Source organism: Nocardia sp. NPDC019219 (genome assembly GCF_040632645.1).
Lineage (GTDB): Bacteria > Actinomycetota > Actinomycetes > Mycobacteriales > Mycobacteriaceae > Nocardia > Nocardia sputorum.
Window position 1 is genome coordinate 79,799 of the sequence record NZ_JBEYCG010000005.1, and the last position, 25,672, is coordinate 105,470.

Annotated in this window: 15 protein-coding genes; 4 read left to right on the forward strand and 11 right to left on the reverse strand. The window is 69.7% G+C overall.

Annotated elements, in window-relative coordinates; translation table 11 throughout:
• Positions 1–6: 6 nt before the first annotated feature.
• The 4 genes from ABZ552_RS11955 to ABZ552_RS11970 form a co-directional block, all read right to left on the reverse strand.
• Positions 7–6,285 (reverse strand): SDR family NAD(P)-dependent oxidoreductase, encoded by a 6,279-nt coding sequence (locus ABZ552_RS11955; RefSeq protein ID WP_357436910.1) that lies wholly within the window; start codon positions 6,283–6,285, stop codon positions 7–9.
• Between the two features lie 129 nt (positions 6,286–6,414).
• Positions 6,415–7,560, reverse strand: coding sequence for an LLM class flavin-dependent oxidoreductase (locus ABZ552_RS11960; RefSeq protein WP_357436913.1), 1,146 nt, complete (start codon positions 7,558–7,560; stop codon positions 6,415–6,417).
• Between the two features lie 15 nt (positions 7,561–7,575).
• Positions 7,576–9,783 carry an MMPL family transporter gene (locus ABZ552_RS11965; protein ID WP_357436916.1) on the reverse strand — a complete coding sequence of 736 codons (2,208 nt, stop codon included), beginning with the start codon at positions 9,781–9,783 and terminating at the stop codon, positions 7,576–7,578.
• 51 nt (positions 9,784–9,834) lie between these two features.
• A complete protein-coding gene (locus ABZ552_RS11970; RefSeq protein WP_281880657.1) occupies positions 9,835–10,761 on the reverse strand; it encodes a ParB N-terminal domain-containing protein in 927 nt (308 codons plus the stop codon).
• 158 nt (positions 10,762–10,919) lie between these two features.
• On the opposite strand from ABZ552_RS11970, the gene ABZ552_RS11975 reads away from it, so the two are divergent.
• Positions 10,920–11,507 (forward strand): TetR/AcrR family transcriptional regulator, encoded by a 588-nt coding sequence (locus ABZ552_RS11975; protein WP_281880656.1) that lies wholly within the window; start codon positions 10,920–10,922, stop codon positions 11,505–11,507.
• Between the two features lie 25 nt (positions 11,508–11,532).
• Here the strand turns inward: ABZ552_RS11975 and ABZ552_RS11980 are convergent, their stop codons facing one another.
• The 6 genes from ABZ552_RS11980 to ABZ552_RS12005 form a co-directional block, all read right to left on the reverse strand.
• A complete protein-coding gene (locus ABZ552_RS11980) occupies positions 11,533–12,000 on the reverse strand; it encodes a CBS domain-containing protein (RefSeq protein WP_281880655.1) in 468 nt (155 codons plus the stop codon).
• 119 nt (positions 12,001–12,119) lie between these two features.
• Positions 12,120–13,367 (reverse strand): cytochrome P450, encoded by a 1,248-nt coding sequence (locus ABZ552_RS11985; RefSeq protein WP_281880654.1) that lies wholly within the window; start codon positions 13,365–13,367, stop codon positions 12,120–12,122.
• A gap of 230 nt (positions 13,368–13,597) precedes the next feature.
• Complete coding sequence (locus ABZ552_RS11990; protein ID WP_281880653.1) at positions 13,598–14,770, reverse strand: aminoglycoside phosphotransferase family protein; 1,173 nt, start codon at positions 14,768–14,770, stop codon at positions 13,598–13,600.
• A 155-nt stretch (positions 14,771–14,925) separates the two neighbouring features.
• Entirely contained in the window at positions 14,926–15,597 is a 672-nt protein-coding gene (locus ABZ552_RS11995; protein WP_281880652.1) for a response regulator transcription factor, read from the reverse strand.
• On the reverse strand, positions 15,594–16,700 hold the full coding sequence (locus tag ABZ552_RS12000; protein WP_357436924.1) for a sensor histidine kinase: 1,107 nt from the start codon (positions 16,698–16,700) through the stop codon (positions 15,594–15,596). The genes ABZ552_RS11995 and ABZ552_RS12000 overlap by 4 nt, the downstream gene beginning before the upstream one ends.
• A gap of 51 nt (positions 16,701–16,751) precedes the next feature.
• Entirely contained in the window at positions 16,752–16,928 is a 177-nt protein-coding gene (locus ABZ552_RS12005; protein WP_357436927.1) for a hypothetical protein, read from the reverse strand.
• Between ABZ552_RS12005 and ABZ552_RS12010 the strand changes: the two genes are divergently transcribed.
• The 3 genes from ABZ552_RS12010 (at position 16,917) to ABZ552_RS12020 (ending at position 19,759) form a co-directional block, all read left to right on the forward strand.
• The gene (locus ABZ552_RS12010) at positions 16,917–17,324 is read left to right on the forward strand and encodes a DUF6223 family protein (protein WP_357436930.1); all 408 of its coding nucleotides are present in this window, start codon (positions 16,917–16,919) and stop codon (positions 17,322–17,324) included. The genes ABZ552_RS12005 and ABZ552_RS12010 overlap by 12 nt on opposite strands.
• 93 nt (positions 17,325–17,417) lie before the next feature.
• The gene (locus ABZ552_RS12015) at positions 17,418–18,905 is read left to right on the forward strand and encodes a glyceraldehyde-3-phosphate dehydrogenase (RefSeq protein ID WP_281880648.1); all 1,488 of its coding nucleotides are present in this window, start codon (positions 17,418–17,420) and stop codon (positions 18,903–18,905) included.
• Positions 18,906–18,997: 92 nt separating this feature from the next.
• Positions 18,998–19,759: a dienelactone hydrolase family protein gene (locus ABZ552_RS12020; RefSeq protein ID WP_281880647.1), complete on the forward strand. Its 762-nt coding sequence runs from the start codon at positions 18,998–19,000 to the stop codon at positions 19,757–19,759.
• 111 nt (positions 19,760–19,870) lie between these two features.
• Here the strand turns inward: ABZ552_RS12020 and ABZ552_RS12025 are convergent, their stop codons facing one another.
• A complete protein-coding gene (locus ABZ552_RS12025) occupies positions 19,871–25,336 on the reverse strand; it encodes a carboxyl transferase domain-containing protein (protein ID WP_281880646.1) in 5,466 nt (1,821 codons plus the stop codon).
• Between the last annotated feature and the right edge of the window lie 336 nt (positions 25,337–25,672).

Consider the following 25,672-nt stretch of genomic DNA (forward strand, 5'->3'; position numbering starts at 1 on the left):
TTCCTTTCATGCCGCGGCCTGCGCGTCGGCGGGCTCGGCGAACTGGGTGACCACCTTGGCGCCGATGCCGCGCAGCGACAGGCCCCTGCTGAGTTCGAGCGCGGAGATCTTGACGTCGAGCTCCTTCTCGGTGCGGGCCCCGAATTCCATCGCCATGAGCGAGTCCATGCCGAGGTCGGTGACCGGCTCGTCGATGTTGATGGCGTCGGTGTCCACGCCGAGCACCACCGCGAGCTGGTCGGCGAGGCGCTGGGCGACGAAGTCGGCGCGCTGTTCGGTGGGCAGTGCGAGGATCTCCGCGCGCAGCGTGCCGCCGGCCTCACCGGTCACCCCGATATCGGCGAGCAACTGGCGGAAGCGCCGGGTGTCGGTGGACGGCCGTGCCACCCGCGACCACACCGTCCAGTCGATGTCGGCCACCGCGACCTGGGCGCTGTCGAGGGTCAGGCATTCGCGCAGCAGGGCGGTGGCGCGGTCCATGTCGATGGGCAGGAACCCGATCGACTTGACGTAGTCCACCAGCGCCTCGGTCTTGTCGGCCATGCCGCCGCCGCTCATGAAGCCCCAGTTCACCGCCAGTGCCGCGGCGCCGCGTGCCCGCCGCTGGGCCGCGAGCGCGTCCAGCGCGGCGTTGGCGGCGGCATAGCCGACCTGCGGGGTGATGCAGCCCAGCGCGCTGATCGAGGAGTACAGCACGAACATGTCCAGCTCGATGCCCGCGGCCTCGACCGCCCGGTCCAGATGCTGCGCTCCGCGGACTTTCGCGAACAACTCGTCGAGCGACTCCCGGGTGATCTGCGGGACGGGCAGGTTGTTCACCACCCCTGCGGCGTGGAAGATGCCCCGCAGCGGCCCCACGGACCGGATGCGGTCCACCAGCGCGACGGTCGCGGCGTAGTCGGCGACGTCCACCCGCTCCTCGATCACCGTCACCCCCGCCGCGGTGAACGCCGCGACCTGCTCGCGGGCCTGCGGTGTGGCGGCTCCGCTGCGGCCGACGAGCACCAGTTTCCGGGCGCCCTCGGCGACCAGCCAGCGGGCGGTGGCCGAGCCGAACCCGCCGAAACCGCCGGTCACCAGGTAGCAGCCGTCCGGGTCGATGCGCGGATGGGCGATCGCGGGGCGCACCATCGGGCGTTCCTCGCGCAGGTCGAGCACCACTCGGCCGATCTGGTCGGATCGGGCGACCGACTCGAATGCCGCGGCCAGCTCCGACACCGGATAGGCCGTGTACGGCAGGTACTGGTACCGTCCCGCGCGCAGTGCCGCGTGGCTGGCCCGCATCGGCGCGCGGAGCAGTTCCGGGTCGTGGGCCAGCGCACGGTCCATGTCGACGGAGAAGAACGTCAGGTTGCGGTCGAAGGGCTCCAGATCGATGACCCCGCCGGTGTAGATGTCGGCCTTGCCGATGTCGACCACGCGGCCGAATTCCGCGGCCACCCGGAAGTTCTGGCGCAGGATCTCGCCGGGCGCCGAACTGTAGACGACGTCGACGCCGCGTCCGCCGGTCAGCTCGGCGATCTCGTCGACGAAGTCGGCCGAGCGCGAGTTCAGCACGTGCTGCGCGCCGAGCCCGCGCACCTGCGCCCGCCGCTCGGGCGTGCCCGCGGTCGCGATCACCGTGGCGCCGATGTCCAGCGCGACCTGCACCGCGGCCATGCCCATGCCGCCCGCCGCGCCGTGCACGAGCACGGTCTCGCCGGGCCGCAGGCGAGCCAGCGTGCGCAGGCCGAATTCGGCGGTGAGGAACGGCAAGCCGGACCCGCAGGTCAGCGGATCGTAGTCCGCTCCGGGCAGCAGGTCGTGCGGCATGGTGGCCCCCGCGTCAACGGGCATCGTCACGTACTTGCGGAGGATGTCGCGAGCGCACACCATCATCCGGTCGCCGACCGCGACGCCGGTGACGCCGGGCCCGACGCGCTCCACCACACCGGAGCCCTCCATGCCGACCGTCGTGCCGAAATAGGTGCCCGCGAGCTCCTTTTCGGTGAGCACGCCGATGACCTTCATCGCGTCCTTGTAGTTGAGCCCGGCCGTCTCCATCCGGACCTCGATCTCGCCGGGACCGGGTGCGATGCGCTCGGTTTCGCGCAAGGCCAGGTCGGACATCAGCCGCGACTTGGGGATCTCCACCGTGAACGAGGCTTCCGGGTCCGGCAGCGGGGTGGCCCGGTTGCGCTGCTCGAGGTGCGTGCCGAAATTGCGGTCCAGCCGCACCGCCCAATGGTCGGCTCCGCGCACGCCGATCTCGTCGAGCACGTCGTCGGCGAGAACGAGGTCGGCGAGCGTCGTGGCCCGCGGGTCCGCGTCGACCAGCCGCCAGCCCGCGGCGGGCTGCTCGTTCAGCAGGGCGCGCCGCGCACCCACCAGTGCGCCGTGTGACACCTGGGCGGTGCTGTCGGCGGGCGTGCACAGCGCGTTCTCGGTGACCACGACGCCGTGCACGTGGACGTGCGGCGCGTCGGCGAGCAGATGCTCGATCGCGTTCGCCACGCGCGCGAGCCAGTAGACGTTGCGCGCGGCGTCGAACGCCGCGCCGAACACGCTGACCACGCGGATGCGTTCGGCGATCGGCTCGCCGTCGGGGGAGCGCAACGCCAGCCGCAGGCGCTCGTCGTTGTCGTCGGCGTCGGGGTCGCCGAGCACGACGGTGCGGTCGGCGCGGTCGCCCAGCAGCGCGGTCGCCCGGTCGGCCGCGTCGGCGCCGACGCACACGGCGACCACGATCTCCGCCTCGGCCGGACGCGCGCCGGACGGCGCCTCGACGAGCTCCCAGATGGGCTGGTAGAACACGCGTTCCAGCTGATGGATGGCATCGACAGTCGCGCTGACCGGGCGGAATTCGACGCCCAGCAGTCGCATGGCCACCTCGCCGTCCTCCCCGACGACGGCGATGTCGGCGCGCAGCGGGTCCATCCCGCGCCGGGTCACCACGACCCGCGGGCGTTCGGGCAGCGGGCCCAGCCGCCGCACCCGGGCGATGGCGGCGGGCACGATCGCCACGCCGGTGTCGGTATCCGCGGCCAGCGCGGCGACGCATTGCAGCGCGGCGTCGACCAGGGCCGGATGGGCCAGGTGCCGGACCGGCGAGGCTTCCTCGACCGGTGCGAGCGAGGCGACCACCGCGTCCGCGCCGACGACGGCCGACACGATGCGCTGGAAGGCAGGCCCGTAGTCCAGGCCGCGAGCCGCCAAGCCGCGATAGAGATCCGGTCCCGCGACGGTGGCGGCGTGCTCCGGGGCCTCGACCTCCACGACGGCGGCGGCGAAGTCGGCTTCGATGAGCCTGCCGTGGGCGTTGAGCGTCCAGGTGGCGGCGGTGGCCGAGCGCGAGCGGATCTGGAAGCGCTTGGTCGACTCCTCGACGCTCACCCGCAGCACCGGGACGTCGTGCTCGTCGATCACCAGGGGCGCGACGAACTCCACCGACTCCAGGCCGACGCTCGTGCGCCCGGTGCGCTCGACGGCGGCGCTGAGCGCGGCGTCGAGATAGGCCGCCCCGGGCAGCACCACATGCCCGTCCACGACGTGGTCGCGCAGCCACGGCAACCGCGAGACCGACAGCTGCACCTCCCATTCCGGGTTCGCCGCGGCGGTGCGGTCGCCCAGCAGCGCGTAGCCGTCCGGCGTGCCGAGGCGATCGAGCAAAGTGACCGGTTCGTCGTGCCAGACCCGTTTGCGCTGCCACGGGTACGCGGGCAGGTCCAGGTGCTCGACGACCGAGTCCGGCCGGCCCGGCACGGTCGAACCGTCCAGCGAGCCGGCGACATACAGATCCGCGACGGCGCGCAGCACGTTGTTGCGGTCGCGCAGATCGCGCGAGAGCGTGGTGACCGCGGCGCCGATCACGCCGCGATGGATCAGCATCTCGCGGATGTTGCCGCTGAGCACCGGGTGCGGGCCCACCTCGAGGAAGACCCGGTGGCCCGCGTCGACCAGCGCGCCGATGGCGTCGGCGAACCGGACCGGTTCCCGGACGTTGCGGCACCAGTAGTCCGCGTCCCATTCCGCGCCCGCGATCTCGGCGGCGGTCACCGTGGAGTACGTGGTGAGTTTCGCGTCCCGCGGCGCGAGCTGGCTCAGCGCCGCGCGCAGATCGTCGAGGATCGGGTCCATCAAATGGCTGTGGTAGGGCACCTCGACCCGGAGGCTGCGCGCGAATGTGCCGGTGGCCGACAAGGTGTCGCGCAGCAACTCGAGGTCCCCGCTGTCGCCGGCGAGGGTGACCGCGCCGGGGCTGTTGACCGCGGCGATCGAGATGCTGTCGGTGCGGGCGAGCAGCTCCCGCGCTTCGTTCTCGGACATGCCGAGGGCCAGCATCCCGCCGGTGCCCGCGGTGGTCGCCTGCAGCCGGGCGCGGTGGTAGCTGACGGTGAGCGCGTCCCGCAGCGACAGCGCGCCGGACACGTACGCGGCGGTGACTTCGCCGACACTGTGCCCGAGCACCACCGCCGGATACACGCCGTACTCGGCCAATTCGGCGGTCAGCGCGGCCTGCAGCACGAAGTTGGCCGGCTGGGCGTAGGCGGTGCGCATGATCCGCGAGCCGGCCTCGTCGGCGAGCATCTCGTCCAGGATCGACCAGCCCGCGATGGAGACGAACTCGCGGTCGATCTCTCTGGCGACCTTCGCGAACGTGCTGTCGGTGGTGAGCAGTTCGCGGCCCATGCCCCACCACTGCGGGCCCATACCGCTGAAGACGAAGACCGGCTCGACCTCACCGTCGCCGATCACCCGGGACGGAACCCGGCCCTCGCCCGCGGCGAAGGCGCGCAACTGTGTGCGCAGATCGTCGGCGTCGTCGTAGGCGAAGCCGACCCGCAGGGGGTGATGGGCGCGCCGGGTCCACGCGGCCGCGGTGACCGCGTCGGCGGGATGACGGTCGAGCGCGTGCGCGAGTTCGTCGGCGAGCGCCCGGACCGCGGTCTCGTGGCGGCCGGAGATCGGCAGCACCTTCGGCACCGGGCGCTCGTCCTCGGCCCGCGCGGCCCTCGGTGGTGCTTCGACCAGGATGACGTGGGCGTTGGTGCCGCCGTACCCGAAGCCGTTGACCGCGACCACGCCTTTGCCCGGCGCCGCCGGTAGCGGTTCGGGCTGGAGCGGAACCCGTAGTCGAAGCTCGTCGAACTTGATCTCGGGATTCGGTGTGCGGAGCTCGAATTGGGGCGCGACCGTGCGGTGGTGCAGTGTGAGCGCCGCTTTGATCAGGCTCGCGACTCCGGCCGCGGCCTCGGTGTGCCCGAAGTTGTTCTTGACCGAGCCGACCGGCACCGGTTCGCCGCGGCCGTCCACCGCGCCGTACACCGCGCCCAGCGCGGACAGTTCGATCGGGTCGCCGACCGCGGTGCCGGTGCCGTGCGCCTCGAGATAGCTCACCTCGTGCGCCGCCACGCCCGCGTCGTCGCGCACCTGGCGGGCCAGCTGTTCCTGCGCGACGGGATTCGGCACCGGGATGGCCATGGTGCGGCCGTCCTGGTTGACGCCCGTCGCGCGGATGACGGCGTAGACGCGGTCGTTGTCGCGCTGCGCCAGATCCAGCGGCTTGAGCAGCACCGCGCCCGCGCCCTCGGCGCGGCCGTACCCGTCGGCGGCGGCGTCGAAGGTCTTGCAGCGGCCGTCGGCCGACAGGAACCGGCCCTTGCACATCGAGATGAACGTCTCCGGCTGCAGCATCGCGTTCGCCCCGCCGGCCAGCGCGATCTCGCATTCGCCGTTGGCGATCGCCTGCACCGCGAGATGCGTGGCCACCAGCGACGACGAGCACGCGGTGTCGACGGTCAGGCTGGGGCCGTGCAGGTCGAGCAGATAGGAGATCCGGTTGGACAGCAAGGTGTGCGAGGCGCTCATCGCGGTGTGGCTGGTGATCGCCGAGCGGACCAGCGGCCCGCTGCGCCCGAGCACGTTGTCGAGGATGAAGCCGCCGACGTAGACGCCGACGCGGTGACCGGAGACCCGGCCCGCCATGCCTGCGTCGTCGAGCGCCTCCCAGGTCACCTCCAGCAGCAGCCGCTGCTGCGGGTCGAGGATGGCGGCCTCCTTCTGGGCGATGCCGAAGAAATCGGCGTCGAAATCCCACAGCGGCTGGGTGAGAAATCCGCCGCGCCGGGTGTACATACGCCCCGGCGCATCCGGATCCGGGTCGTAGTACTTTTCGACGCTCCATCGGTCCGGCGGTATATCGACGATACCGTCGCCTTTGCCGAGCAGGAAATTCCAGTAACTATGCGGGTCGAATACGCCGCCTGGAAAACGGCAGCCGATACCCACTATTGCAATGTCGACCATTGTTTCTCCTGGCCTGAAATGCGGGACCTTGCTGAGCCCCCCGACCGCAGCAGCAAAAATATCTGACGAGCTTCTTCGCTCGAATGGTCATGTTATTGCGCATGCCACTCGGGCGTCAATTGCGTTGCACTACAGTTTCTTCAATTTGCGTAATGTCGCCACCAGGGGCGCGTTCGAAATCATCCCGTGCGTGATGTTCGGATGAATTGCGCTGAGATTCATGAGCACGGCGTAGCGCAGACCGTGGTCGCGCCAGTCCGCCACCTGCTCGACGATCTCCTCCGGCGTCCCGGTGAGGCAGAATTCGCGCACCAGCGACGGCGGGACCTTCTCGACGTAGTCCAGCACCGTGCGCTCGTCCAACGTCTGCGGCAGGTAGTCCTGCAGGCCGGTGAAATCCTCGCCCAGGGGATGGGTCGCGCCGTGCCTGGTCCACATCTCACCCGGGGCGCACAGGGTCAGCGCCCGTGCGCCGACGCTCTCGACCAGGGCGTCCACCTCCGCGGGGCGGGTCGCGGTGAGCACGCTGAACACGGCGGCGGGCGCGACCGACAACGGGTCGCGGCCCGCGTCGGAGGCCGCCGCGCGGACCAGCTCCAGGCGATGCCGGTACTCGTGCGGGCGCTGCGCGAAGCCGGGGAACCATACGTCGGCGTAACGCCCGGCGGCCCGCAGCATCCGCGGGCCCCCTGCGGCGACCCAGATCTCCGGGCGGGTGCCGCGGTACGGCGGCACGTCGAAGACCGCGTCACGCAACGGGAAGTGCGGCGAGTCCCTGTTCACCAGGCTGCCGTGGGAGTCCCACAGCGCCCGGATGGTGGCCAGCGCCTCTTCGAACCGCCCGACCGGAGCGGTCCAGTCCACGCCGTAGGGCTCGTTGTTGTCCCGGATGCCGGTGCCGATGCCCAGAATCGCCCTGCCCCGGCTCAAGTGATGCAGGGTGGCCGCGGCCTGCGCGGTCACCGCGGGATTGCGCCGGCCGGCGTCGGTGACGCCGACCCCGAGCCGCAGGCGCGCCAAGCGGTTCTGCGCGGCGAGGTAGCCCAGCGCCGTCCACGGTTCGTAGATGCCGTCGGCGTGCGGCGCGAGCCGGGTGATGCCGACGTGCCGCGGTTTCCAGATCGAGGCGGGCAGGATCGAGGGCAGATGGTCGGTCACCCAGAGCGAGTCCGCCCCGCCCGCCATCGCCACCGAGCGGCTGCCGCGAAATTGCAGATCGGGCGCGAACCGGGTGTAGACACCGGAATCCATCACACCTGTGCGGAATTTCGCCATGTTCGTCCTATCGCACTACTTGGGTACTGGTTCGAGAACGGCGCTGGTCTCGGGGATTTCGATACGGTCGTGCAGGCGGCCGAGCCGGCGCGGCGCCCACCAGTTGGCCGCGCCGAGCATGCGCATCAAGGCGGGCGCGAGCACGCCGCGGATCAACGTGGCGTCGCTCAGCACCGCCAGGGTCAGGCCGAGACCGAACAGCTGGATGAACGACACGTGCGAGGTCACCATCCCCGCGAAAGCGATCGCCATCAGGCAGGCGGCCGCGGTGAAGATGCGCGCGGTGCGGGCGACGCCGGTCGCCACCGCACGCGTGTTGTCGCCGGAGGCCAGCCACTCTTCCCGGATCCGGGACAGCAGGAACACCTCGTAGTCCATCGAGACGCCGAAGGCGATGCAGAACATCAGAATCGGCATGGTCGGCACGAGATATCCGGTCGGGGTGAAACCGAGCAGATCCGACAGATGCCCCTGCTGGAAGACCCAGACCATGGCGCCGAAGGTCGCCGCCAGCGAAAGCGTGTTGAGCAGAAGCGCTTTGATCGGCAGCAGCACACTGCCGGTGAAGAAGAACAGCACCACCACCGTCGACAGCGCGATCACGAAGATCGCCAGGGGAACCTTCGCCGCGAGCGCGTCGAGCGCGTCGACGCTTTCGGCCGCCGCGCCACCGAGCAGCGCCCGGCCCGGAGCGGGGACCGCGCGCACCTGGTGGAGCTGCTCGATCGCGGCGGGGGAGTACGGGTCGAGCCGGGTGCCCACGCGCAGATACGTGCCCGCGTCGCCGCGCATACCGGGCGGCGCCGAGGCCACTTTCAGCCCGCCGGTGTAGACGCCCGCCGCGGACAGCACCGACGTGACGTCCTGCACGCGCGACAAACGCTCGGCGTAGGCGGCGATCTCGGCGTCACCGCCCCGGAATGCGGGCACGGCCACGAGCACTCCGGCCATGGCGTTCTCCCGGAAGCCGGTGCGCAGCGCGTCGCCGACCTCGTGGCTGGACGCCCCGGCGATGACCCGGTCGTCGGCGGCGCCGAACCGGACGGACAGGAACGGCGACCCCAGCACCAGCAGCAGCGCGACGACCGCCACCGCGGACACCACCGGGCGGCGCATCACCAGCAGCACCGCGCGATACCAGCGGGTTTCGGCGACTTCCACCGGAGCGGGACGCGACCGGCGGCGCAGCAATGCTCGCACGTCGAGTGCGTCGACGCGGGGCCCGAGCAGCGCCAGCGCGGCGGGGACCAGCAGCAGTGTGGTGAACACGGCCGCCCCGAGCACGGCCAGCCCCGCGTAGGCCAGCGATCGGAGGAAATACAGCGGGAAGACCAGCAACGTCGACAGCGACAGCGCGATCACCACCCCGGAGAACAGGACGGTACGACCCGCCGTCCGCGCCGTGCGCGCGACCGCGGAACCGGTGTCGTGTCCGGCGGCGAGTTCCTCGCGGAACCGGCTGACCATGAACAGGCTGGAGTCGATCGCGACCGCGAAACCGAGGGCGCTCATCATGTTCAGCGCGAAGATCGATACGTCGCCGACCTCGGTGAGCAGCCGCAGGATCGGCAGGGTCGCGAAGATGTTGAACACGCCCACCGCCAGCGGGATCAGCGCCGCGGTCAGGCTGCCGAAGACCAGGATCAACGCCAGACCCGTCAGCGGTATCGCGATCGCCTCGGTGATCAGCAGGTCGGTGACGATCTGATGGCTCATCTCGTCGAAGGCCACCGCCTGGCCGCCCGCCCGCACGGTGACGCCGTCGAAATCGCCGCTCACCTGATCGGCGATGGCGCCGGCCCGTGTGGGCGCGTCGGTGTCGTCGCCGGTGACGTGGGCCAGGACCAGGCCCTCGCGGCCGTCGTTGCCGCGCAGGCCCTGCCGCAGATCCGGCGGAAGTTCCCAGTAGGACTGGACCGCGTCGACCTCGCTGCGGCCACGCAGGTCCCCGGCCAGACGTTCGCCGACCGTGCGCGCCGCCGGGCCGTCGAGTCCTTCCGGAGCGGTGACCAGCAGCACGAGATTCGGTGCGGCGCCGGGGAACTCGCGGCTGAGGAACGTCGCGACCTCGGCGGATTCGGTGTCGGACGGGAGGTAGCCGCCGGATTTCAGGTGGGCGGGCGCCGACCAGCCCAGCCCGACGCAGACGATCCCGATGAGCAGCGCGCCATAGAGGATGGATCGCGGTCGCCCGACTGCCAGGCGTGCGAGACCAGCAAGCATGATGAATGACCTCTTCTCGGATTCCGGCCGTGCGTCGCGGCTGTGGCGGTGCTATTCGGTGGCGCCGGAATCGATGTAGCTGGCCAGCGCCCGCCATTCCTTGGCGTTGCGGCTGGCGAGTTCGGCGACGGCCGGGATGCAATGCGGAGGGACGGTGGCCACCAACGCGGTCCACACCTCGCGCTGCATCGAGTGGGTGTGCAACCAGCGCAGCAGGTCGCGGCCTTGCTGACTGTGCCGCATGGCCGGGTCGCGAGTGAGCTGCTGCAGCAGCAGCGCGCTGCCCTCGGGCTGGTCGGCGGCGTTGTCGTGCTCGGGGGACCCCGTCTCGCGCAGACGTTTCCGGATCGCGTGCGCCGTGCTGATGGACACCTCCGCCGCGGCGGCCAGCGCGCGCAACGGCATGTCCGGCGAGGTGGCCAGCAGCTCGGCGACGCGGCGTCTGCGCTGGGCGCGGTCCAACGGCCTGCGCCTGCCGTCGGCGCCGACGCGGATGTTCGACTGCGGAATTTCCGCAGTCGAACGTTGTCGAATCGTGGCCACCGTTCGCGCCGACAACCCCGTGGTGGACGCGATGGCGCGGTCGGACAATTCCGGCAGAGTCTCGATGATCCGCTCGGCCGCCGCTTTCCGATCCGCGAGCGTCAACGGCAGCCCGTGCGTCGTATTCAGTTCGACGCCACGGAGAAAAGCCTCGGCCTGTGTTCCGTCGAAGAACACGACCTCGATGTGCTCGCGTCCGAGCCATTGCGCGGCGCGCAACCGATGCATTCCGTCGATGACGCGCATCGTGCTGCGGTGCACCAGAATCGGCGGCAATTCGGTGTCGCTCTCGGCCAGCCGCGCGATATGCCGGCGATCCTCTCCGTTCGACCGCGGCGAGTCCGCGGGCAGCAGGTCGTCGATCGATACGCGATACCGCGCGTTCGACGTCAGTGGCACCACATCGCCGCTCGCCAATTTAAACTCAGCGGACATTTCGAACCCCCAGGGTCGCCCTGAATCAGATCGGTCCTCGATGACCCGATGGACCATCCCGAACCCGGTTAGGCTTCGACCGACCGATCGGTCACAGCGTAGGTGCGGCCGGTGCCCGACACTAGCCTTTTCAGAAAGAGTGGGGAGAATTCGGAAACATGACAGTCATTGCCGACCCCGGTCGCACGGCACTGCTCATCGCGGGCACCGTGGTAGCGGAACGCGAAGGGCTGCACCGTCTTTCGATCAACGCGGTGGTCGAGGAGGCCGGGATGGCCAAGGGCACCTTCTACCACCACTTCGTCAACCGCCGCAGCTACGTCATCGCGCTGCACCGCCGCTTCTTCGACGCGCTGTCACAGTCGGTGGCCGCGGCGCTGGCCGGGATACCGCCGGGCATCGAACGGATCGCACCCAGCCTGGACGCGTTCCTGGATGCCTGCCTCGATGCCCGTGGCACCGAGGCGTTCATGGTCCAGGCGCGCACCGATCCGGATCTGCGCGAGGAGATCCGCCGCCGTCACGAGCTGTTCATCGCGGTGGGGCGGCCGGACATGGTCGCCGCCGGGTGGCCCGACCCGGACGCCGCCTCGCGGATGAAGGTCGCCATGGTCGGTGAGATCTGCTTGGCCGAGCTGACGTCCCGGCGTGCGCGTCCGGATCTGCGCACGGCGGCCGTGCGGATGCTGACCGCCAACCGCACCGGGCCGCTCGGGCCGGAGCCGTGCGAGGACAACGAGCCCTAGGCTCTGCTGTGCCCGCAGCAGCGGATCAGCGGGTAGCCTCGCTGCCCGATGCGTTCCCGGTCGCCGGCAGGTTGGCGGCGCAGACCGCCTCGACGAACTCACCGACGGTGGCTCCGGTCAGATGGCGGGCCAGATCGGCCTCGGTGATGATGCCGACCAGCACGCCGTGGTCGGTGACCGGGAGCCGGCGGACCCGGTGCTGCTCCATGAGCACCAGCGCGTCGTTCATCTCGGTGTCGATCTCGACGGTGTGCAGTCGATCGGCGCCCTGCGCCAATTCTCCGGCGGTGGTGGTCTTCGGATTCGCGCCGACGCCGACGACCTTCACAACGATGTCGCGATCGGTGACGATGCCGACGGGACGGCCTTCGCCGTCGCAGATCGGCAGCGCGCCGATATCGAGCAGCCGCATCCGCTGGGCGGCTGCCTCCATGGTGTCTCGCACACTGATGTGTTGCACGTCGGCCCGCATGATCGTCCGCGCGGTGGTCATGATGTGTCTCCTTCCACTCCGGCGGCGTGCTCGCTACGTCGATCATCATTCGACGGCGACGGGGGCACCGACAGAGCAGAAGGTCATCAGGCTGGTCGGACCGGTTGCGGGCCGGACCGTCAGATGTTCAGCGGAGCGGTCGGCGGGAAGGTGACCGGCAGTTCGGTCAGTGCCCTGTGGAAGGGCCCAGGTCGCCAGCTGGGTGTCCCGTTGGGCAGGTTCGGTCGGATCTCCGGCAGCGCGTCGAGAAGCTGGTCGATGGCCTCTTGCGCGATCAGGTAGGCCAGGGACCGCGCCGGGCAGGCATGCGGGCCGAGGCCCCACGCCAGGTGGGAGCGGTTGCCGGTCAGGTCGCCTGCGCGGATCGCGGGATCGTTGTTGCAGGCGGCCATGCTGATGACGACGGGCTGGTGTGCGGGCAGCCAGACGCCGTCGATGAGGATCGGATGGCGTGGGTAGGTGATCAGCAGGTTCGCCAGCGGCGGGTCGTCGAACAAGACCGCATCGATGGCGTCGCGGGACGACAGGTTGCCGCCGAGAATGCTGTCGCCGTAGCGCTCGTCGGTGAGGATCAGCAGCAGGGTGTTGACGATCAGGTTCAGCTGGAATTCGATCCCGGTGCCGTAGACCTGTGACACGTGGTGCGAGGCCTCTACGTCGTTCAGCCGGGCGGGATGCTGCAGCAGGACCGAGGTGATGTCGCGGTCGGGTTCGGCGCGTTTGAGCGTCACGAGGCTCATCAGAGCCTCCCCGAGCATCTGGTTGCCCTTCTCGGCGTCGACACCCTCGAGGAGGGCAGCCGTGCCGGCGGCCACTTGCCCGCCGATCTCCGGGGGGCAGCCGAGCAGATAGTTCACCACCTCGAACACCAGCGGGAACACGTACTGGCGGATCAGGTCGGCGGACCCGTCCTGGCAGAAGGAGTTGATCAGCGGGATGGCGACGCCCTCCACGACGGCGTGCAGGGCATACAGGTCGACCTCGTCGATGGCCGCGGTGATCGCGCCGCGGTAGCGAGTGAAGTCGGTCCCGGTGCTGCGACTGGCCATGGGCCGCCACTCCAGCAGGGGCAGGATGGGGCAGTCGGCGGGAATGTTCTGCTGCCAGGCGCGTGGATCGGCGGGGAAGTGCTCGGGGTCGTTGAGGATCCGCACCGCGGTGCTGTAGCCGATCACCAGCGTGGCCGGTACGCCCGGCGCCAACTCCACCGGCGCCAATGACCCGTAGCGACTGCGCATTTCGCGATAGACATGGTGGGGATCAGCCGCGAACTCGGCCGAGTACAGGGGCACCCGTGGGTCGTCGGAATCGACGGGCGAGCCGTGGACGACCGGGCACGACTGCGCCGGAGCCTGAGATCCCAGCATACTCAAGAGCAAACTCCAAACTGGTTCGTATGCACTAGCTGACTGCTGAAGCACCGCTCCCTGCCCGGACACTGCACCGGAGCGAGTTTCCGGGTCTGCGCCGGAACCGGTAGATGGTATAGCGCGCACGGATCCGATCCATCACCGCGCGAGGGAATACGCCTCGCGGCACGCTGTCCGGGACGCGCGGCCGGACTGTTGCCCGGCCGCGCCGCCACGAGAATCCGGCGTCAGACGCCGAGGGCGTCCAACGAATCGTGGTCGTCGATAGCCGTGGTGATCCGCTTCAACAGCGTCAAGCACGTCTCCACGGGCTGCATCTTCGGTTGGTACGCCGCCCTGCCGATCGTGAACGCCCAAGCCGCGTAGGCGAACATCGACTGTTGCCGGTAGGCCAGCCATGCGTCGTCGAAGGAGGGCGCGTGACCGTCGAGGCTGCCGAGCTCGTCCAGGTAGGCCGCCAGCAGATCGCGGTCCCAGGCGCGTCGGTCCTCGGGCTCGCACCCCGAGTTGACGGTATAGGCGAAATCGTGCGCCCACCCGCCCCGCATGACCACCTGCCAGTCGACGAATCCCATTCGCCCGGAGCCGGTTCGGTAGGTCTGGCCGATGTGCGGGTCACCGTGCAGCAGGGTCTGGGGCAGTTCGCTCGTCGCTTTGTCGATCGCGCGCTCCACACCGGCCCACAGCCGCTCGGCCTGTCCGTGGAGGGTCGCGGGCACCACGTCCGCGGCGCGGCGCAGACCGACTTCGCAACGTTTTTTCATGTCGATGGCGGCAAGGTATGCCTGCAGCGCCTCGGTGGTCGTCTTGAGGTCGGCGATCGACGGATGGTTCCAGAAGGTGCGGTGCAGCCGGGCGAGGTTGCGGACCAGATCTTCGATCTGATCGCGGGCGATCGGGGCGTTCGGCTCGATGAACTGCGCACCGCGGGTCGCGGCGATGTCCTCCATGAGGGCGATCGATCGCCAGGACGCCGGGTCGGCGGCGCCCCAGTAGCCGAACGGAGCCTCGATGTCGGCCTGCGGGCGGAAGTCTCTGAAGAAGCGGGTTTCGCCGTCGATCATCTTCCCGCCACCCAGCAGAATGCGCTGCGAGAAGGCGGTCGTGGTCTTCGCGAACAGTTCGGTGGGCAAGCCCGCCTGCGTGCCGGCGTCGTTGTAGCCGACGCGAATCGCGACGCGAGTGGACGTTCCGCGGCTGCCGTTCGAGGTCTCGAACGAGACGACTTCGGCTCCGGGGACGTCGCGGCACAGGACGGCCGTCAGCCACCGCGGTGTGACGGTTTCACCGGACACCGGAACGTCCTCGACGTCCCGGGCTTTCGGCCGGATCAGCTTCTCGCCCAGGATGTGAGCGCCAACTGTGACCGACCGGCCGAGCAACCATAGCTTGTGGTTCATGAGCCTGCCTCGATTCCGGAGTACGACATGACCACCCGCGCAGCGGGATCACCGGTGCACGGGTCCGCAGGACAGTACCGCATGCCCTCGAAGCGGTTGGACCGCAAGAGGATTCCCGATGCGCGGCGACAACGAGCAGGTAGCCGATGCCGCGGTCAGAGCGGTCCGGAGCCGCGCGGGGTCACCAGGCCGGATTCGTAGGCGAAAACGACGAGTTGGGCGCGGTCGCGGGCGTGCAGCTTCGTCATGGCGCGATTGACGTGGGTTTTGGCGGTGAGCGGGCTGATCGTCATGCGGCCGGCGATCTGGTCGTTGGACAGACCCTGGGCGACCAGCACGACCGCTTCACGCTCGCGGTCGGTGAGTTCTCTCGATCCGGCGACGGCGCTGGTCTGCGGCGGCTGGGTGACGTAGCGGTCGATCAGCCTGCGGGTGATCGACGGTGCGAGCAGGGCGTCCCCGCGTGCGGCGACGCGTACGGCGTGCAGGAAGTCCTCCGGCTGGATGTCCTTGACGAGGAATCCAGCGGCCCCGGCTCGCAGCGCGTGGAAGACGTGTTCGTCCGAGCCGTAGTTGGTCAGGATGACGACGTGCACCCCGGCGAGCGCAGGGTCCGCGGCGATGCGCCGTGTCGCTTCGATACCGTCGGCGACCGGCATCCGGACATCGATGAGCGCGACGTCGGGCAGATGCTGTGCGGCCAGCGCCACCCCCTCGCGGCCGTCCGCGGCCTCGGCCACCACCTCGATGTCGTCCTCGGCGTCCAGCAGCGCACGGAATCCGCTGCGGATGAGCGGCTGGTCGTCGACGAGCAGCACACGAATCATGACGGTCGGTCCACGGGAAGTTCGGCGTGGACGGTGAACCCGCCCGCGCTGCGCGGCGACGCCCGCAGTCGCCCGCCGAGGGCGGTGACTCGTTCGTGCATGCCGAGCAGCCCGACGCCCGGCACCGCAGCGGCGCCGGGCGTGGCTTTCCCGTCGTCGTCGACCTGGATGACCAGCGCGTCGGGGCGGTAGCCGATCCGGACCGACGCCGTCGCCGCGCCCGCGTGCCGGGCGATGTTGGTCAGCGACTCCTGAACGATCCGGTAGGCCGTCCGGTCGACCGCCGTAGGCAGGGCCGGCCGTTGTCCCTCGACCGTCAGCGTGGCGTCCAATCCGGTCAGCCGGGAACGGTCCACCAGGTCCGGGACGTCATCGAGTCCGTGCCCGCGGGTTTCACCGTCGTCGCGCAGCGCCCGCAGCGTCGCCCGGAGTTCTCGCGCCGCCTCGCGACCGGCCTCGCGGATCGCGAGCAGGGCCTCCGGCGCCGGTTCCCCCCGCTTGTGCGCCAGATGAACGGCGACCTCCGCCTGCAGCTTGATCACCGAGATCTGATGGGTGAGCGAATCGTGCAGTTCCCGTGCGATGTGCAGTCGCTCTTCGCCGGCGCGCCGCCGCGCGGTCTCCTCGCGGGTGCGCTCGGCTTCGTCGGCCCGCCGTTCGGCTTGCCGCAGCGCTTCCCCCGCCGCACCGGCCGCGATCAGCCAGGCCAGTTCGAGGGCTCCTCTGGCTTGCGCGAACGCCGCGTCCACGTCGTGCAGGGAGGCCAGCGCCGCGAGCGGCAGACCGGCCAGCAGGATCACCGCCGACCCCGCCGCGATCATCCGATGTCCCGCCCGCACAGCGGCGTAGACGGCGAACAGATACGCGACCGCAGGCACGTCGAAACCGACAGCTTGGTAACCCAGCGCGCACGCCCCCGTGATGACCAGCACGGCGACCGGAGCCCATCGGCGCGCGGCCAGCGCCAGCCCGCCGCCGACCAGCGACGCGTAGCCCAGCGGGTCGAGATCCGTGGGTGAGTGCTGCCGGGACAGCCCGGTGGACAACAGGATCGCGGCCACGCCGACGGCAATCGCCCAGTCCGCGATCCGCTCCCTGCTCATGCGTGCACCCTAGCGGGATCCGCACGCCGAGGACTCCTACGCACGCATGATCTATCGCCTACCGCGTTCGCAGTACTCCGGCAGGCCGCCACGACGTCCGAGGTAGTCGGATACGACATCGGGGGCAGTACGAAATGTCTCCTTGCGCTGGACGACCCGGGCGGCTCCGACGGACATGATCGAGGCGAAGTCGGTATTCACGAAAAGGAGCACCTCGTGTCCGTTCATCGTCCTCTCTCCGCCCCAGCCCTGCTCGCAGCGTTCGCACTCGTCAGCCCGGCGACCGCGCACGCATCGGCACAGTCGGCTGCCGCCGCGGTCACAACACTGAGCGCCGGTCGTCTCGCAGGCAGTGCAGCGGCATTGATCGCCGTGCTGGGGGTGGTGGTCGGTGCGCTGGCCGTGGCCCGCGTCGGTCGGTTCGGCACCCGGGCGAGTGACGCCGCCATCGCCGCCGTCGCCGGTCTGACCGGCATTGTCGTCGGCGGGTTCGTCGTGCTCACCGCCGACGGTGGTCTCGGCACCGGCAACGGTCTCGGCGGGGGCGTCGTGGCCATGACGGTCGGGCTGGTCGGTATGGTCCTCGGCGGCACGGCCCTGATCCGGTTCCGCCGCCCCAACTGACGCGACCTCACCGGTGGGTATCCGGCCTCGGTGATATCACGGCCCTCACTAGCATCGATTCGCGAGCAAATCGAGAAAATGCGAGGACGTGCGTTGGCTACCGAACACCTTGACCGCTGGAACGCCCAGGAAGCCGCCGCTGAGGCGATGATTCCCATCATCGGCACGTTGTATCGAAGGAAGGGCGTCACGATCCTGCTGCACAGCCGGTCGCTGGTGAACAAATCGGTGATCAGCATCCTGCGGACGCATCGTTTCGCGCGGCAGATCGAGGGCGAAGAGTTGTCGGTCGACGAGACCCTGCCCTTCCTGCAAGTGCTCAGCGAACTGGATCTCGGACCGTGCAAGATCGATCTCGGTCAGTTGGTCATGTCCTATCGCGCCGACGATCGCGGCCTCTCGATCCGCGAGTTCACCGCGGCCGTGCTGGCCGACGTGACCGACGGCAACAAAGCGCAGTCACCGGGCCCGAGAGACGTCGTGCTCTACGGCTTCGGCCGCATCGGTCGGCTGGTCACGCGCCTGCTCATCGAGAAGGCCGGGTCCGGCAACGGGCTGAACCTGCGTGCGGTCGTCGTGCGCAGGGGAGGGCCCGACGATCTGGCCAAGCGCGCGTCGCTGCTTCGCAGGGATTCGGTGCACGGCCACTTCAACGGCACGATCAAGGTCGACACCGGCAACGACACGATCACCGCGAACGGCAACGTGATCAAATTCATCTACAGCGACGATCCGACGACGATCGACTACACCGCGTACGGGATAACCGACGCGATCCTGATCGACAACACTGGTAAGTGGCGTGACCGTGAGGGGCTCGCGCAGCATCTGCGCCCCGGTATCGCGAAGGTGGTGCTCACCGCGCCCGGTAAGGGCGATGTCCCGAACATCGTGCACGGCGTCAACCACCGCGGCCTGGACCTGTCGCAGCGGATCTTCTCGTGCGCCTCGTGCACGACCAACGCGATCGTCCCGCCACTCAAGGCCATGGACGACGAATACGGCATCATCCGGGGCCACGTGGAGACGGTGCACTCGTTCACCAACGACCAGAACCTGCTGGACAACTATCACAAGGCGGACCGTCGCGGCCGTTCCGCGCCGTTCAATCTCGTGCTGACCGAGACCGGCGCCGCCTCCGCGGTGGCGAAGGCTCTGCCGGATCTGAAGGCCAAGATCACCGGCAACTCGATTCGCGTGCCCACCCCGGACGTATCGGTCGCGATCCTGAACCTGCAGCTCGAGCGCAAGACGACGAAGAGCGACGTGCTCGAGTACCTGCGTCGCGTTTCGCTCGCCGGGCCGTTGAGCCGAAACCTCGATTACACCGCCGCCACCGACGTGGTCTCCAGCGATTTCATCGGCTCGCGCGCGGCGTCGATCATCGATGCCAACGCCACGATCGTCGAGGACGACACCGCGATTCTGTATGTCTGGTACGACAACGAATTCGGTTACTCGTGCCAGGTGGTGCGGACGGTGCAGTACATCTCGGGCATCGAGTATCCGACCTACCCGCAGGTCGCGCGACTGGACGACGCGGCCGACTCCCGCGTGCTGACCGGGACCGACGCACGCTGATTCGCGCATCGTCCGTGCCCACCGGTGCGTGGGATCGGCCGACGCCGCATGCGGTAGGTTCGAAAAGCTCGACCCGACAGGAGGATTCATCGATGACCGCAGTGCACGGCATGTCGGTCGACGTCCCGACGCCCGATGGTGTCGCCGACGCGTATGTCGCCTACCCCGACGATGGCGCCGCCCATCCGGGAGTGCTGGTGATTCAGGACGGTTTCGGACTGCGACCCAGCCTGCGGTCGCTGGCCGATCGTATCGCCGCCCACGGCTACACCGTCCTGTTGCCGAATGCGTATTACCGGCACGGGCGTGCGCCGGTGATCGAGCTGCCGGACTTCATCGACCCGGCGGAGCGGCCGGAGATCTTCCAGCAGGTCTTCCCGATGATCCGCGAGCTCACACCGGAACTCCTGCGTTCGGATGCCGGCGCGTACCTCGACTGGCTGGCAGCGTCACCGCAGGTCACCGAGGGCAAAGTCGGCCTCACCGGCTACTGCATGGGGGCGCGGCTGGCGGTGCTGATCGCGGCCATGTTCCCCGGCCGAGTTGCGGCGGTGGCCGGATTCCATGGCGGGCCGCTGGTCACCGACACTCCGGACAGTCCGCACCTGACCGTCGGAAACATCACGGCGGAGCTGTATTTCGCCCATGCGGGCGAGGACCACCACATGACCGCGGAACACATCGCCCAGTTCGACAAGGCACTCGAGGCCGCGGGCGTCCGCCACCGCACCGAGGTCTACGAGGGGGCTCAGCACGGCTACACCCAGGCCGATACCTCCGCCCACGACCCCGAGGCCGCCGAACGGCATTACCGCGAACTGCTGGCCCTGTTCGACCGCAATCTGCACCAGTAGCCGGGCGGCCCGCTACGTGGGCTGACAACGCTCATCGCCGACCGTGCGTCCGGCGAGTCCCCACGCAGAAGGTGGGGACTCGCCGGACGTGACGGACCGCGGCGGGGCCGATCACCCCGCCAGATGCGCCTCGATAGCCTCGATGATGCGCGGGCGCAGTTCGGAGGCGCGGATGACAGCGTCGACCGAACCGACCTCGACCGCCCGCCGGATATCGTGCACGCGGTCGAATTCCGCGGCCACATCGGCGAGCTTCTCCGTCCGGACCGAGGACCGGAGCTCGTCGAGTTCCGCGGTCAGGGACGCGCGCTCGGTGCCGGACGCGTTCGCGGCGCGCGCTTCCAGGTCCCGTACCCGCGGATCGGCCGCGGTGCGGGTGTCGACCTCACTGGCGAACACCACCGCGGCGGCCGGGGCGCCGCCGAGCACCGAGGCGAACGAGCCTTCCACCGCGAGCACCGTCATGTTCGGGTTCAGCGCCTTCGAGAACACCACGAACGCGCCGCCGTGGTACCGGGAGATCACGCAGAACACGATGGGTCCGCGGAAGTTGACGACCGCACGCCCGATCTCGGCGCCGTACTCGAGCTGCAGCTTCCGCATCGACTCGGGCGAGCCGTCGAAGCCGGACAGATTCGCCAGGACCACCAGCGGCCGATTGCCGCTGGCCGCGTTGATCGCCCGCGCGGCCTTCTTCGACGACCGCGGGAACAGCGTGCCCGCGGTGTAGGTGTCCGGGCCGTCGGTGGACGGGAAGCCGCGCCGCGGCACCCCCCGCGACTCGATGCCGAGCAGGCACACCGGGATGCCGCCGAGGTGCGCGTCCTGCACCACCGCGGTCTCGGCGTCGGCCATGCCCGCCCAGCGTTCCAGCACCGGGTGATCCTGGTCGGAGAGCGCCCGCATCACGGTCCGGATGTCGAACGGCTTCTTGCGATCCCGGTTCTTGGCGGCGGAGAAGATCTCGCCGACCGTCGTGAAGTCGCTGTCCGCCGCGACGTGCGGGAAGTCGGAGACGTCGCGATCGATCGGGTCGCTGGTCCGCGATCGCCGCGGCCCCTGCTCGCCGGGAGCGATGTAGGTGTGGTCGTAGTGCGACATCAGCACGTCCTGCGCGGCGGTCAGGTTCGGCGCCCAGTACTGCGCCTGGCCATTGGGACCCATCACCCGGTCGTAGCCACCGATGCCGAAGTTGTCCTCGGCCGACACGCCACCGGAGAAGTCGAGCGCCTGCTTGCCGGTGAGCACCATCGCGGAGTCCGGCGTCATCACCAGGATGCCCTTGGTGTGCATGAGCATCGTGGCCTCGGCGTTCCAGTACGGCTGCGCACCGACATTGATGCCCGCGACCACGATGTTGATCTCACCGCCGTCCTGGGTGAACTCGACGATGCGCTTGAGCGCCGCCGCCACCCAGTCCATGTTCTCCGTGCCGGACTTCATGGAGATGCGGGCACCGGACGAGAGCGCGTACCACTCCAGCGGCACCTGCATGCGTTCGGCGAGGTCCAGCGCGGCGATCACGCGGCGGCACTCGGGTTCCGACAGCGCGCCCAGCGACTTCGTCGGATCACCGAGCAGCACCACCCGGGTGACACCCTCCGGATGCCGCTCGGTCGGCGTGGTGACCACGCCCGCGACGATCGCCGCGGTGTTGCGCCCCTTGGGCCGGTCGACCGGCACCAGCGTGTGGTCGTCATCGAGGTCGTACTCGGCGAAATCACCGAGCCGCGCGGTCAATTCGTAGGGGTACACCGTGTTGCGGCTGCTGGCCCGCAGCACCTTCTGCCGGTACTCGTCCAGCGGCTCGACCGGCTCGTCGGACGGCTCGCCGACACTCACCTCGGGGGCGCCGGTGGCGCCGAAGGAGATGCGCACGGCGATCTTGGTCAGCTCGCCGGTCTGCGGGTCCCGCTGCCGCGCGATGAGCAGGATCTCCTCCAGCCCGGCGCCCGCGGCGGTCGGCAGCACGTGCCCGCCGAGCATCTCCAGCTCGGCGCGGGTGACGTCGATCGGCGGCCAGATGTACATCACGATGCGGTTGGTGTTGAAGCGTTTCGCCGACGGTCGCCGCGACTGTGCCCGGCGGATCGAGTCCACGCAGGTGGCGATGGTGCTTTCCGCCGTGGGCAGCGCGAGCAGCCTGCCGTCGTGCTCGCGCAAGGCCGCGAGGTCGCGCACCTGGGCGAACGCGATGAGGCGGTCGTCGGCGGGGTTCTCCTTCGCGACGCACCGGAACAGGTAGACCTCCTCGTCGTCCGAGGACGGCAGCCGGGTGAGGTCGAACTTGCGCAGTCGCTCCATCTGCATCCGCTGCGCGATGTAGGGGTGCAGGCCGCGGATCAGCCGCTCCTCGACCATGCCGGTGGCCGACGGGCGGAAGGTGAAGTGGTGGTGCATCACCGCGCCGCCGCTGCCCGCGACCGTGGCGGTGATGCGGTGCACCTGATTCGGCCACTGGCGGGTGCCGATGATCTCGTGCAGCTCCGCCGCCATCGCGTCGAAGTCGCCGGGCTGCTTCTCCCAGCTGAGATAGATGTCGGCGTCGATGGACACGGCGCCGGCGGCCAACTCGGCGAGCCCGCGCAGTGCGGTGTCGAGCGCGTCGAAGCGCACCGCGGTGGACACCAGGCTCGAGCCGCCCCGCTCGGCGATCACGAACGTGCAGCCGCCCTCCTCATGGGTGCGAACGTCGGTGAGGCCCTTGTTGCCGTAGTACCGGCGGGTGAGCACCTCCAGCATGACCGTGTGGTCCGGGTAGCCGCGTTCCAGGCGCTGGCCGAGCAGTCGCACCAGCGGTTCGGTGCTGCGCACCATGTCGGAGATGCGCTCGGCCCGATCCGGGGCACCCGGGTTCGCGTCCAGATGCCGCAGGTGCCTGCGGACGTTGGTGTAGACGCGGGCCCGATTGCGCCGCAGCAACGGCTGGCCGTACCAGGCGAACACCAGACCGCGGGTGAGATCGGCGATGACGGGGAAACGCACCTGCGTCGTGGCCACGAGCCGCTCCAGCACGAGACCGACGGGCTCGCGCAGCGCCCGGTCCGGCACCGGCTCCTGCAGCCACTCGCGCAGCAGTGTGGTGATGACCTCGACGGTGTCGGACGGGCGTTGCTGGGCGAGGAAGATCCGGAAGACCGCGGCTTCGAGGTCGGGGGTGCGCTCCAGATCGGTGACCCCGTAGTGCTCGAGCGCCTTTGCGAGTTTGGTCCGATACGACTCCGGCAGCCCGGCCCGCTCCACGTCGAGGCTCTGCAGGTAGGTGTGGAAGTATTCGCGGGCGCTGTGCACGTGGCCTTGGCCACCGTCCTCGTCCCACGACCAGTTGTGGGTCAGTTCGGCGAGGTCGGCGAACACCTGCACGAGCTCGAGTTCCTCGGCCAGCGGCCTGCGGTTGTCCGCGATGGCGGCCCGGCGCGCGGTGAGGTAATCGTCGAGCACCCGGCGCTCGTCGTGCGGGTCGACGTCGAAGCCGAGCAGCAGACTGCGCAAGTCCTGCTGACCGCGGGCGGTGCGCTCGTGCGGCTGGGTGTGCGCGGGCTCGCCGGGCAGGTCCAGCTCCACGGACTCGGTCACCGCGGTGTCCTCGGCCTCGTCGTCCTCGGCGAGCGGCTCCAGCCGCAGCAGCGGCGCACCGGTCTCCACCTGGGTGCCGACGGAGACACTGCACTCCTTCAACCGAGCGCGGAACGGCGCGCGCAGCACCGTCTCCATCTTCATGCTCTCCAGCACGAGCACCGGCGCACCCGCCTCGACTTCGGCGCCGACTTCCAGCGGTGTCGCGACGACCAGCGCGGGAGCGGGGGAGCGGACCACACCGCCCTCGTCGCGGCTGATCCGGTGGGTCACGCCGTCGACGTCGATCAGGTGGATCGGCCCGTGGGTGCCGGTGGTCAAGCGGTAGCGGGTGCCATTGACCACGATGTGCCCGGTGTGCCGATCGAAGCGCTCGAGATCGACGTCGGCGGTGCGGAGATCACCGCCCGCCTCGATCCCGATCCGGAACCGATGGGCGCCGATGCGCGCGACGCGCACGCGGTAGCCCGCGCCGCGCAGCTTCAAGTCGAGCGGCCTGCCGCTCTCGTGCTGCACCTGAGGACGTCCGCCGGAGGCCGTGGAAAGCAACCGGTGCCGCTGGACGCGCTCTTCCTCCTCGTAGGCATCGATGGCGGCGGCGGCCAGCGCGACGGCCGAGTGGCGGTGCGAGACCAGTCTGCCCTCGCCGCGGACGCGGTCGATCCAGCCGGTGTCGGCGCTGGCGTCGATCACCTCGGGCTGATTGAGCAGGTCGAGCACGAAACTCTTGTTCGTCGCGCCGCCCTCGATGACCACCCTGGTCTGTGCCACCGCCCGGCGCAGCCTGCCCAGCGCTTCGTCACGGTCACGGCCGTAGGCGATGATCTTGGCGATCATCGAGTCGAAGTCGGCGGGAATCGTGTCGCCCTCGCTGACGCCGGTGTCGACGCGGATGCCCGGGCCGGCCGGCAGGTCGAGGCGCGCGATGCGGCCCGGGGCGGGCGCGAAGTCGCGGTCGGGATCCTCGGCGTTGAGCCGGGCCTCGATGGCGTGCCCGCGCTCGGCCGGGGGTTCGCCCTCGAGCTTCCCTCCGGAAGCCACCAGCAACTGGGCGCGGACGAGGTCGAAACCGGTCGTGTACTCGGTGATCGGGTGCTCCACCTGCAGGCGGGTGTTGACCTCGAGAAACGCGAACAGCTCGTCACCGGGGTGGTAGAGGAACTCGACGGTCGCCGCCCCGCGATAGCCCACCGCGATCGCCAGCCGCTCGGCCGAGGCTTTGAGCTCGGCGGCCTGCTCCGGGCGCAGCACCGGCGACGCGGACTCCTCGATGATCTTCTGATTGCGCCGCTGCACCGAGCAGTCCCGGACGCCCAGCGCCCACGCGGTCCCCTGGCCGTCGGCGATGACCTGGACCTCGACGTGCCGGGCGCCGGTGACCAGCCGTTCCAGGAAGACCACGCCACTGCCGAAGGCCCGGGCGGCCTCCTGCCGGGTGCGCTCGTAGGCGTCGACGAGTTCGGCCTCGTTCGTGATCACCCGGATACCGCGCCCGCCGCCGCCCGCGGTGGCCTTGAGCATCAGCGGGTAGCCGATCTCGGCGGCCGACGCCAGCGCGGCGTCCACGGTCTCGACCGGGCCGCGGCTCCAGGGTGCGACCGGCACCCCGACCTCCTCGGCGATCAGCTTGGCGCCGATCTTGTCGCCGAGCTTGCGCATGGCCTCCGGGCTGGGACCGATGAAGGTGACGCCGATCTGTTCGCACAGCTCCGCGAACGCCGGGTCCTCCGCGACGAAGCCCCAGCCGACCCAGGCGGCATCCGCGCCGGTGGAGACCAGCGCGCGTTCGAGCGCCTTGAGGTCCAGGTACGGGCGCTCGGAGGCCGGTCCCAGGTCATAGGCGATATCGGCTTCCCGCACGAACGTCGCGCTGCGGTCCACATCGGTGTGCAGCGCGACGGTTTCGATCGGCAGCGCGGTCTCCGCAGCCAGATCTCGGACGGCGTGGATGAGGCGCATGGCGGCCTCTCCTCGGTTCACGATGGCTATGCGGCTGAACACTCGCCGGTTCCTTCCTCTCCTCAGCAGTGGCCCGATCGGGCGAGGCTTGTGAGCCCCGGTCTCGCGTAGTGTGCACCTTTATCCCAGATATCTACATAGCGTGCGGGTGTTACCCGCACGTAGAGTTCGAAAAGCGTCGCTCGAGGCGTCCATGGGCGGCCGCATATCCGGATGATCACAGCCGTCGGCATTCCGCGCCCGGCCCCGCGACCCCTGCGTATCGTTCCACTCGCAGTGTGCACGTTCTCTCCTGAGCAACCACGCAGTTTCTGCTCGCGACCGCTCGGACAGCCCGTCCGGGACGGTGACCGATTCAGACCGCACGGAACCAGGACA

Coding starts and splice junctions, on each gene's coding strand:
- ABZ552_RS11975 (WP_281880656.1), top strand. CDS start 10,920: ATGACAGTCATTGCCGACCCCGGTCGCACGGCACTGCTCATCGCGGGC.
- ABZ552_RS11970 (WP_281880657.1), bottom strand. CDS start 10,761: ATGTCCGCTGAGTTTAAATTGGCGAGCGGCGATGTGGTGCCACTGACG.
- ABZ552_RS11960 (WP_357436913.1), bottom strand. CDS start 7,560: ATGGCGAAATTCCGCACAGGTGTGATGGATTCCGGTGTCTACACCCGG.
- ABZ552_RS12000 (WP_357436924.1), bottom strand. CDS start 16,700: ATGAGCAGGGAGCGGATCGCGGACTGGGCGATTGCCGTCGGCGTGGCC.
- ABZ552_RS11995 (WP_281880652.1), bottom strand. CDS start 15,597: ATGATTCGTGTGCTGCTCGTCGACGACCAGCCGCTCATCCGCAGCGGA.
- ABZ552_RS11965 (WP_357436916.1), bottom strand. CDS start 9,783: ATGCTTGCTGGTCTCGCACGCCTGGCAGTCGGGCGACCGCGATCCATC.
- ABZ552_RS11980 (WP_281880655.1), bottom strand. CDS start 12,000: ATGACCACCGCGCGGACGATCATGCGGGCCGACGTGCAACACATCAGT.
- ABZ552_RS12005 (WP_357436927.1), bottom strand. CDS start 16,928: ATGAACGGACACGAGGTGCTCCTTTTCGTGAATACCGACTTCGCCTCG.
- ABZ552_RS11985 (WP_281880654.1), bottom strand. CDS start 13,367: ATGCTGGGATCTCAGGCTCCGGCGCAGTCGTGCCCGGTCGTCCACGGC.
- ABZ552_RS11990 (WP_281880653.1), bottom strand. CDS start 14,770: ATGAACCACAAGCTATGGTTGCTCGGCCGGTCGGTCACAGTTGGCGCT.
- ABZ552_RS11955 (WP_357436910.1), bottom strand. CDS start 6,285: ATGGTCGACATTGCAATAGTGGGTATCGGCTGCCGTTTTCCAGGCGGC.
- ABZ552_RS12020 (WP_281880647.1), top strand. CDS start 18,998: ATGACCGCAGTGCACGGCATGTCGGTCGACGTCCCGACGCCCGATGGT.